Annotated in this window: 9 protein-coding genes; all 9 read right to left on the bottom strand. The window is 38.2% G+C overall.

Annotation, left to right across the window (positions count from 1 at the left end; translation table 11 throughout):
• Positions 1 to 672 precede the first annotated feature (672 nt).
• Positions 673 to 2,088 carry a cholesterol-dependent cytolysin pneumolysin gene (gene ply / locus HT703_RS08900; RefSeq protein WP_001284352.1) on the bottom strand — a complete coding sequence of 472 codons (1,416 nt, stop codon included), beginning with the start codon at positions 2,086 to 2,088 and terminating at the stop codon, positions 673 to 675.
• Between the two features lie 10 nt (positions 2,089 to 2,098).
• Complete coding sequence (locus HT703_RS08895; protein ID WP_000595757.1) at positions 2,099 to 2,509, bottom strand: hypothetical protein; 411 nt, start codon at positions 2,507 to 2,509, stop codon at positions 2,099 to 2,101.
• Positions 2,502 to 3,110 carry a hypothetical protein gene (locus HT703_RS08890; RefSeq protein WP_000083606.1) on the bottom strand — a complete coding sequence of 203 codons (609 nt, stop codon included), beginning with the start codon at positions 3,108 to 3,110 and terminating at the stop codon, positions 2,502 to 2,504. The genes HT703_RS08895 and HT703_RS08890 overlap by 8 nt, the downstream gene beginning before the upstream one ends.
• 12 nt (positions 3,111 to 3,122) lie before the next feature.
• A complete protein-coding gene (locus HT703_RS08885; protein WP_000186951.1) occupies positions 3,123 to 3,581 on the bottom strand; it encodes a DUF4231 domain-containing protein in 459 nt (152 codons plus the stop codon).
• A 311-nt stretch (positions 3,582 to 3,892) separates the two neighbouring features.
• Positions 3,893 to 6,649 (bottom strand): DUF1542 domain-containing protein, encoded by a 2,757-nt coding sequence (locus HT703_RS08880; RefSeq protein ID WP_138707957.1) that lies wholly within the window; start codon positions 6,647 to 6,649, stop codon positions 3,893 to 3,895.
• Positions 6,650 to 7,423: 774 nt separating this feature from the next.
• Positions 7,424 to 7,978 carry a PBECR4 domain-containing protein gene (locus HT703_RS08875; RefSeq protein ID WP_311141307.1) on the bottom strand — a complete coding sequence of 185 codons (555 nt, stop codon included), beginning with the start codon at positions 7,976 to 7,978 and terminating at the stop codon, positions 7,424 to 7,426.
• Positions 7,979 to 8,688: 710 nt separating this feature from the next.
• The gene (locus HT703_RS08870; RefSeq protein WP_000204075.1) at positions 8,689 to 9,114 is read right to left on the bottom strand and encodes a hypothetical protein; all 426 of its coding nucleotides are present in this window, start codon (positions 9,112 to 9,114) and stop codon (positions 8,689 to 8,691) included.
• Entirely contained in the window at positions 9,107 to 9,853 is a 747-nt protein-coding gene (locus HT703_RS08865; RefSeq protein WP_306345051.1) for an ImmA/IrrE family metallo-endopeptidase, read from the bottom strand. Before HT703_RS08865 ends, HT703_RS08870 begins: the two co-directional genes overlap by 8 nt.
• Positions 9,854 to 9,865: 12 nt before the next feature.
• Positions 9,866 to 10,210, bottom strand: coding sequence for a helix-turn-helix transcriptional regulator (locus HT703_RS12025; RefSeq protein ID WP_001056000.1), 345 nt, complete (start codon positions 10,208 to 10,210; stop codon positions 9,866 to 9,868).
• Between the last annotated feature and the right edge of the window lie 287 nt (positions 10,211 to 10,497).

Genomic DNA, 10,497 nt, shown 5'->3' with positions numbered 1-10,497 from the left:
TGTCAAAGATGGGATTATAACACAAGTTTTTTCGATTTTCACTAGAGGAAATGGATTTTATTCAGTAAATCCAACTAGGATAGCACTTTTGTTGCCAAGATGGTCTTGCCTTTCCATCCTTATCAACATTCAAAAAACAAACTAGACCATTATCTGAAAATAGAAAGTTTCTACCAAGTTTGACAAAGTCCGCTCAAACTACTGTTTAGAGTTTGTAGATATAATCGACAAAAACAATCATACTGCACCTTTTATTGACAGTCTACTCCAGACATATCATAGTTCAAGTAAATACTTTGAAATTCAACAGTTCTTATAGGCGCTATTGTATTCTAAGAAATCAATAGAAGAATTTCTAACCAAACATCTATTACTCAATGAAAATCAAAGAGCAAACTCGAAAACTAGCCACAGGTTGCTCAAAACACTGTTTTGAGGTTGCAGATAGGGCTGACGTAGTTTGAAGAGATTTTCGAAGAGTGTAATTTATGTGTTCCTGAAACAGAAATGTATGCTCTTTTTGATTTCACATGATACTGAAGTTAGACTAGTACAACGGCACTTCTAAAACAAGTAAAAGGTAGCTAATTCCCTGTATAGCAAGGAGTTTCACTACCCTTTTTACTTTTTCTTACAGCTACGGTTTGATAGACTCATTTTAAAATCACGAGCCTAGTCATTTTCTACCTTATCCTCTACCTGAGGATAAAGAGTCGTTCCCCAAATAGAAATCGTCCGCTTACGCACTAGTGGCAAATCGGTTTTTTCATAAACCGTACGCCACCATTCCCAGGCAAGTCCGGTACACTCTCTAATTTTGACAGAGAGATTGCGAACATTCCCTTTTAAAGGAATACTAGTGGTAAAATGAGCCGTCAAATCCTGCCCATTTCTGTCCCAAGCCTTAGGAGTCAAAACTTCCTTACCTTGATTATCATAGGATAATTCATCCCAAGTAATGTAATATTGGGCAACATAGGCACCACTATGATCCAAAAGTAAATCTCCGTTTCTGTAGGCTGTCACCTTAGTCTCAACATAGTCTGTACTGTTTTGAAAGGTCGCAACTACATTGTCCCGTAAAAAAGAAGTTGTATAAGAAATCGGCAAACCTGGATGATTGGCTGTAAAGCGACTGCCTTCTTGAATCAAGTCCTCTACCATATCCACCTTGCCTGTTACAACTCGGGCACCCGAACTCGGATCCCCTCCTAAAATAACCGCCTTCACTTCTGTATTGTCCAAAATCTGTTTCCACTCTGTCTGAGGAGCTACCTTGACTCCTTTTATCAAAGCTTCAAAAGCAGCCTCTACTTCATCACTCTTACTCGTGGTTTCCAACTTGAGATAGACTTGGCGCCCATAAGCAACACTCGAAATATAGACCAAAGGACGCTCTGCAGAAATTCCTCTCTGTCTTAAATCCTCTACCGTTACAGTATCTTGAAACACATCTCCTGGATTTTTAACAGCATCTACGCTGACTGTATAATAAATCTGCTTAAAATTAACAATCTGAATCTGCTTTTCGCCCGAATGGACAGAATTAAAATCAATATCAAGAGAATTCCCTGTCTTTTCAAAGTCAGAACCAAACTTGACCTTGAGTTGTTCCATGCTGTGAGCCGTGATTTTTTCATACTGCATTCTAGCTGGGACATTATTGACCTGACCATAATCTTGATGCCACTTGGCCAACAAATCGTTTACCGCTCCGCGAACACTTGAATTGCTGGGATCTTCTACTTGGAGAAAGCTATCACTACTTGCCAAACCAGGCAAATCAATACTATAAGTCATCGGAGCACGATCGACCGCAAGAAGAGTGGGATTATTCTCTAACAAGGTCTCATCCACTACGAGAAGCGCTCCAGGATAGAGGCGACTATCGTTGGTAGCCGTCACGGAAATATCACTTGTGTTTGTCGACAGGCTCCGCTTCTTTCTTTCGATAACAACAAACTCATCGGGTAGTTGATTCCCCTCTTTGATGAAACGATTTTCAATACTCTCTCCCTGATGGGTCAAGAGTTTCTTTTTATCATAATCCATAGCTAGTATAAAGTCATTTACTGCTTTATTTGCCATATTCTTCCTCCTAATAAGTTCCTGGATTGAGTTGCATAAACTCAGACTTGTTCAGCGAAATCAGCCGTGGTTGGACTAAGTGATCCAAAATTTCCTCGTACAATTCTTCTGAGACATTGCGTCGCCGTCTAGCTAGATAAGAAGTCGGAATGACCGTATTATCCAACATAAATACCTTATCTAAGTCAATCAAGGTTGGTCTTGTAAAAGGATTACGAGCTAGATCCGGCTCTTCTATCATAAAGTTCTTGACCAAACGTCTGGTCAAGAGAGCTGGTTTGAAGGTCTGATTTTTAACCAACTCTTTGTTTTTAGTCATGCTGTTGTCAATACAAATATACATATGATTCTTCACAGCCAAATCGCTACTAATAGTCGGAAAAGGCAAATAAAGAGCTACAACATCTCCTCTCTTAATCAAGCAAGAGCACCCCCTTTTCTCCTAATGTAACATAGACAGGATTGACCAAGTCTTCTGATTGACTCAGTGTTTCCAAAGTTTGAGTTTGGCGCCCTGTCAATTTAGTAGCATCTTGTCTCTTCAATACAAAATGCTTGTCGCCAATAACCTTGACACTATAATCCTTCTCCAAAGCTGACTGGTAAATCCACATCAGATATTGTCTGTCCTGAGAACTCAAGAGAGAAGGATGTTCAAGTCTCCCGATAGTCTGATAAAAATCAAAAACAGGAGCCAAAGCTTGCCAATCTGACTGGCTAGTTGTCAAGGCTAGAAAAAGGGCTTTGCGAGCTGATACTTCTTGATTAGCCTTGAGAGTCCCCTTGCCCTCCAAGTTTTTTAAAAAGTGGGAAACTCCAGAAAGCAAATCTTTCTCTAACTGCGAGAAATAAAAACCTTGCCTTCCCAGACACAAGTCTCTCAAGTCGCTTTCTCTAGCAAATAAGAGTTCAAACAGTTGATAATAAAAGAAAAATATCTGGCACTGAGTTGCGCTCATCTTTTCCTTGTCGGCTTCTTTTTTTAACCAGAGCAAGGGCAATAGGTAGCTGGATTGAGACATTTCCTCCACCTCCTACTCTTTTTTCTCTGGAGCATCTGCACTAGCTGCCACTTCTTTTGACTGGATACTTTCCCACTGGTTGATTTCCTCTGAGATAAGACCTTCGCATGTCTTGACAAATAGGGCAAAAGTCTTGGTTTTTCCTGCATATTTCTCTGTTTGGCATTGATAGAGGAATTTTTCTCTCTCCAGGAGTTGCGCAGTCTTTTGGTAAGAAATCCAATGTTCCTTTGCATTATACAAATTGAGAATCCCTTCACACAGCAAGCCTAAACTGGATAAGGCAACCGAAATCAAACGGTAGCGATCACCTGGCATAGGAACAGCACAAAAGACAGCTATGAGGAAACCTGCCACGATTTCTGTTATTTTTAATACCTTATAGCGTCTACGATGTTGAACGCTTTTCTTTAAAAAATGAGCTATCTGTACGTCCAATCGATCTGTCAGGTACATTTCTTCTGGCGTCATGTTCGTAACCCCTTTCATTTACTTTGATAATCATAGTATAACATATTTGAATATCAAAGTATAGTAAAAACTGAACTATAACTTATTATAAAATCTAAATATGAAATATTTGTGAAATAAGGGAAAAATATCACAAAAAGGATGGAACAAAAAGTTTCAAAATGATAAAAACGCATAATACCTTGCCTTAAAAAGCTTGATATTATGCGTTTTATCAGAGAAAGATTTTCTGAATGTTCACCTCAAATTGAGTTTTTCCAACATTCTATCAATCACTATTCTAGCTGGTTTCCGACTCGGCTAAGTTTGACTTATCTTAACTGAGCAAGAACAGCTTTGAGTTTCTCAATCAACTCCTCTTCTGTGTGGTCAGACTCTTTCTCATTGGCTAGGAAGGCAACTGCTTGAGCGAGAGCTTCTCGTGCTTGGTCAAGGACTTTCGCATCTACATTTGTAAGGTCGCTTTCTTGCAGAACCTTAGTCAGTTCCTTAGTCAATTTCTTGAGTTCTGACTCTTTCTTGCGACGAGCGATGAGGAAGAGAAGGAGACCAAGAAGGGCGAGCAGGCTAGCAATCATGGTACCATATGGAAGATGACCTTGCTCTTTGCTTGTTTCTTGCATTTCCTCTTTATCCTTAGTCGCTTGCTTACCTTTCAAGGATTCGAGTGCTTCTTTGATCTTAGCAGTCATCTCTCTCAAGTCTGCTTCCGTCAAGTCAGTATTTCTAAGGGCTTCTTGACCCTCTCCGAGAATGATCTTCACAGCGTCGATGACAGATTGATCAATACCATCCAAGTCTTTCAAACGAGTTTCCAAGTCTCCAATCAAATCTCTTAAGACGGATTTATCAACCTGTTTCTCTTGACTCGATTGAGTGCCACCAGCAAAGGTTACACTTCTCCGGTTACGGATTGGTGGTGTCACAGAACTTCCAGATAGCCCTTGTGGAGACTCTGGTGCTGTCGCATTTCCTGTTTCCCTCTCTTGAGCAGATGGATCAGTAGCTTGATCCGTCGAATTTCCCGAATGAGCTGGAGCGCTTGGAGTAGTAGGCTGATCTTGGTTATTTGCATCGCCTTGACTACCATCAGCTGTCGCTGTGACATTGCCGATGGCTGTCAGACCTGCCTCTTTGGCACTAGTGACACCAGTTTGGTTCGTTGCTTTATCAACTTCTCCTTCGGCTTTAGTCAAGGCTGCGTCTACTTTGCCTTTGGCTTCATCCAATTCTTCTTTCGTCAAGTGCTGAACTTTTGCCAACTCCTCTTTCTTAGCTTGAGCTTTCTGTTGTAGGGCTTGTTTGGCCCCATCCCTATCAATCGGATCTGTAGCTTGAATACTTCTATCTGACAGAGGGGAGATATAGTCTTCTTTTGGAGTTTCTGTTCCTTGATTGACAATTGCTAAAATCGCTTTCAGAGGTTCTTTTCCTATATTCTCTTTTCTATAATCAGTCGGAGTAAATACAGCAGTCCCGTCAGTCTTCACTAGCGTTACAGCAACAACTTCATACCCTTCTGCATGAGGATTTAACCAGTTATCACTATTACGACCACCTCTAACTAAAAAAGCTTTTACCTGTGTTCCAGATTGAATATGAGAACTTGGTAAATTTCCTGGCATTCTCACAGTAACTATTGGCTTATCATTTGCTTTTCCTTTTAAATCTTCGCTACTTGTATCAAATGAAACTTTAGGAAGATGGAAAATCATTGTTAATTCTTTTTGTACACTATGACCATTTTCCGCAATTGCTGTGACAACTATTCGCCTAGCTCCAAAAACATTTTGTGGTGGTGTACCAGTTGCTCGCAATACAGCTTTTCTAGTACCTTGTCCTTCTAATCGAAGATTTAAGTTCATTCCTTCTAGACCACTTACAGTGATATTTCTAATATTCGAATTATCTGATTCTGCAACCCAAAACAAGTCTTTACCGTAGAATGGCGTATTATTCTGAAAATTCTTAGCAGTTCTATCATCGGTTAAATCTGTATACTTTCCATTTGGACCCGGTCCCCTTTTTCCATAACCAACTCTTAGATTTGAAGATATTGTATCTCTCTTACCTCGAGAATGTGAGGAGAAGCTCCCACCATTCTTTAATTGGACTGCCTTTTTATACTCCTCAAGTGCAGCATTAAAGACCTCCTGATTGACAAGCCCATTTTCTGATTGCCCCAATGCTTCGTTGAGTTTATCGTAGGCTTCCTTGAGTTTTTGGACTTGTTCTGGATTTTCAGTGCTGATCTTCAGTTCTTGGAGGAGAGTATGGATTTTTTCTGATAAAGGATAGCTCCCCTGACCATTTGTGTAGTCTGTAACTTCCTCCGTCGTTTCTTTGATTTCTTGATTTTCTGCTGGTGCTAGCATTGCAGGAGGGGTTAGTTGTCCTCTGCGACCTCGCCCCCGTCTGGGAGTCGGGCTTACTTCACTTGTAGTCGCGCTCCCTCCTTCCCCAAGCTGAGCTGGGGATGTGAGTCCACCAGCCAAAGCCTTGTTGACCTCCTCAGTCAAGGCTTTCATGACTTGAACCTGGGCATTAACCTCCTCTTGACTGGAGTTTGGATTATCAAGAACAGCTTTAGCTCTTGCTAGACTTTCCTCTACACGAGCATGGAGTTCTTTCATAGAATCCAGAGTCAGATTGGCAAGTAAAGCTTGTAGACTAGTTTGAGCAGATTGGGCAAGCGACTTATCTACAACTAGACTGACGGTCTCTGCTTGATTCTCTTTCTTACCTTCCTCGCTATCTTTTACTAGAGACTTGTTTTTATCTGAACTTTCTTGATTGCCTTGGGTAGAAGGCTCTAGCTGGTTGGGATTTTTACCAGAAGTTTTTTCGCTTAAAGCCTCAGCCCCATCCGAGGAAGAACTTATAACATCACTGGTTCTAGCCACTTCGCTCTCTGTAGCTGGAGAAATATCAGGCGTTTGCGCCTGTACTGTCCCATTGGCAAAAAACATCAGCGCCGCAACGGCAACGCTGGCAGCACCAAAGTGGTACTTCCTTATTGAATAACGGAAAATTTTCTCTCCATTACCATCATTCTTTTTCTTGAACATAAGTGAATCCTTTCCTTGCCTGAGAACTTCCCCGAGCTTAGAAAGCGCGCAAAAAGCCGACAGACGATAATATATCAACTCTATACTAACACTTCTGACATACAAATCAACCCCCTCGCTGATAGTATAGAGTCAGAAAATGCAAGAAAAAAGCGACATTATATATATATAGACGTATAAAACCTTTTGATACAGCCTTTTTTTTTAACAAAGATACAAGAATTATACTACATTTATATATGCACAACATCCTCTGCACCATTGTTACGATATTATTACATTTTAATTACAAACTCATTTCAAAATATATGATGGAAACCTGAGTATTTTATAGTAATTCCCTTCCTATCAATTAGGTCAACAGTTGAGTGTTGAATGTTGAAACACCCTAGCCTCAGCAAAGGACTATGATCAGCATTTCCTAGCCAATAGGGCTCTCCAAATCACCTATTTAAGTCCATCACTAGCTTGGTCAGTAAGATACAGACTGCAAGGCGACGCTGACGGGTTTGAAGAGATTTTCATTGAGTATAATTTTAACTTCTTACTTTTCATTCCTATTCCTTAAATAAAAAGCTCACTAAAAAAGTGAGCAACATTTCCAATGAGATACTTCTGTTGACGAGCGCGTCTCTCCGCCCCCTCATTGCCTTGCGAAGAGGCTTGGCGAATCGAAAGGAGGTGTTTTTTCCTGTTTTCAATTCTACTTATTTTTGCACATTTTTTTAATTTTATCAAACAAAAAAACGCAAGCCGAAGCCTGCGAAAAGTTTTTTATAACCATTGAATTTCTTTCACATCTGTTTTACGAACTTTAGCATATTTCTTAGCGCTTGTAAAATGTAGAGTAACCGGTTTAAACATTCCACTTTTATCTCTTCGTAAACCTAAAATTGCGGATCTTTTGTTTCTATCTTCAAAAAATATGACGTCCAACTTCATAGTGTTTTTAGATAAATCTTTGGCTAGGATACAACAACTTGTTATCTTAGAATAGAAGATATCACCGATAAAACTATACAAAGATATCCTTTCGATTACATCATTGTACATAGGATGATTTCTAAAATCTTCCAAAATAAAAACACCAGCTTGAATAGCAGGTATTGTTTGACTAGCATAATCTCGTGTGATTTTGTGCAAGCCAAATAAGTGATGTAAATCAGTCAAGCAAAAATCTACTTCGAAAGTCTCTAAATGCTTATAATTCGTTGATACTTGACATGTTTTTCCATCGAATTTCTCTTGATAATCTAAAATACAATCAAGTAATTTCAACGACAAACTCCATATTTTCTCAAAATAAAAAAAGCACGGGGCAGTTCTCACTACTGCCCAAAGTGGATGATTAGAGTCGGCTTCTCTAACTCCCTATGTTGTGCTTATTAGGCTTATCGCAAGGGAACAGTTTTTAGCTCTGCCAAGCCACATAGCGTGCTTACTACTATGTGTCCATGTCTCCATGGATTGCCGAGCGGTTTAACGACGTTTTGGGAGTCGGGATAACGAGAAAAGTGATACTTTTACGTTTTTTCCAACTTAATTATGACATCTTTCTTTCAAAAAGTCAATATTTATCGCTTTCTTTAACGAAAAAAATCCCACAAGAACGAATCCTGTGGGGAGATACACATTTTAGAAAAGCTTTCCTTTATTCTACTATTTTTCTTGTATTTTATCATTCAGTATGATAAAATACAAGTTTTTTGATAAAATAACCAAAAACTACTCGCTATCCCTTCTCACATTACCCTACATATCGTTTGACATGCGACTAATCGTTCAAGGAAACTTCAAGGACAACTTTTCTCTCATCCCCTATGTAGGTCATTTCTACTCTTATAGGCTCAATTTGACACTTTTCTTCTTCGAATTGCTCATATTCCTCCTGAATAGTAAGTTCGATTTATCCAAATTTATTTTTGTCTATTTTGATGAACACTTCCACGAAGATAGTCTGAAAATGAATTTGCACCAATTTTTCTTCTCTTTTTAAGCATATTATTCCAGATATGATTGCCCTCTTGTTCAGTAATAAATTACGCTTTAAACGCTTCAATCAGTATATCTCCTGTCGTCATATGTTCTAAAGAAAATTCTTCTACATATGGTTGAACATCTCTTAGGTTATTACTTCCTAATATCCCGTTATGCTTTTTCGCTAAGGAAATAGAAGCCGCTTCTCCCTTACCAATAACCTTGTTACTATCATGATTTCTTGTTAAATTTCTATATAATGCGTATTCTTCAGTTCCAATGTCTATGCTCACAATCTCAGCTGAACCCTTAGCTACTAACTGGTCTATCCTAGATTTTAAATGGGGGATTGTAGGTATATTGATTTCATCATACACCTCTTGTGGAATAACAATTTTACCCGAATAGAGCTTTTCTAAAAGATGTTCAGTGCCAACCCATAAAAATGCTGAAATACAATCTGTATCAATAAATACACGACTAGTCAAACGACAACTCCCCCTCTTCATCTAGCCCATATACAATATCATATCTGAAAGCATCTAGTAGCAGTTCCTCATACTTCCCTTGCGAAATTCTGTTATTTTCTAAAAGTTGTTCAGTCGATTTAATATAGTGTCCTAATACCATTTCCTTTTTACTTTCTGACAAAGGACGATATAAACTTGTATCATAGCCTAATCTTGAAGCTGTCTCTATAACACTAATATCCATATTTTTAATTTCTTCTGCATCAAGGTATCCATCATTCCGCAATCTATATAACATAGCTTTATGACTGATACCATAAAACTGACCCAATTTTATAATATCTTCTACTTCAAGATGAGTTCTATTAGCATTTTCTCTGATTTCCTCAACCATCCTATACAGTGAAGATGGGGAAACTAAAAAATATGAAGCAAACTGATCCGCTTTTCTTTCAGTTTCATCTCCTTCACCAATCAAGATAAGACTGACTGAACTCTTCTTCACCTCATCATAATAAAGATGATACAGTTCATGTGCTAAAGAAAATCCTTGTCTTCCTAATGACATGTCTGAATTGATTACAATGAGACTTGACTGAGTTCCTTTATAACAGACTCCGCTAATATTCTTTCCGAGTCCATAAAATACCAGCGTCAAATTTTCTATCTTTTGTACCAATTTAAAAATATCTATCGGCGCTTCACCATCAGCTCCCAACTTTTTTCTAAGATTTGAAGCTTTATTACTTAAATCCATTTTATCAATCATTTATTTTGTCTCCAATAGCTGATCTATCTCAAATTGATTCAATACAATTTTATTGATTTTCGCTAAAACTTTAAGATCTTGGTCTACTATTTTATTTTTTCTAAACGATATGACACACTGTTGTTCAGCTTGTTCGCCAAACAAAAGATATTCAACCGTACAGCAAAACAGGGCAGATAGTTTCTCAATAACATCCGACGTGATATTCCTTTCACCTTTTTCCATTTTGGCAATCATGCTTTGATTCAAAGACAAATATTCAGCAATCTTATCTTGAGTAAGATTTGAAGATATTCTAAGTTCTTTTATTCTTTTTCCAACATCACATACATTTATCATATTCATACACCTCTCATAAAAAGAATAGCACACTCTTGTCATAAAGTAAATTTTTTAAATAAAAAAATTATGACAAAACAAGGAAGCAATTTATTGATACTGCTTAAAAATCCAAAATTGATGATAGTAAACCTATTTGATGAGTTCCTATCAAAAATCGTATCTTCAACCTCAAAACAGTACTTAAAGCTATCCGACTCGATTTACATTGTCAAATTTAGATTTTATTTTAGCATAACTTTCTAGTTTGCTTTTTGATTTTTATTTAATATAGTGTAAGCGCGTCATAACAA

It is taken from the genome of Streptococcus sp. 3874, from assembly GCF_013276425.1.
Taxonomy (GTDB): Bacteria; Bacillota; Bacilli; order Lactobacillales; family Streptococcaceae; genus Streptococcus; species Streptococcus pseudopneumoniae.
The sequence above is the reverse complement of the archived record's forward strand: the minus strand, read 5'-3'. Positions and strand labels throughout refer to the sequence as shown.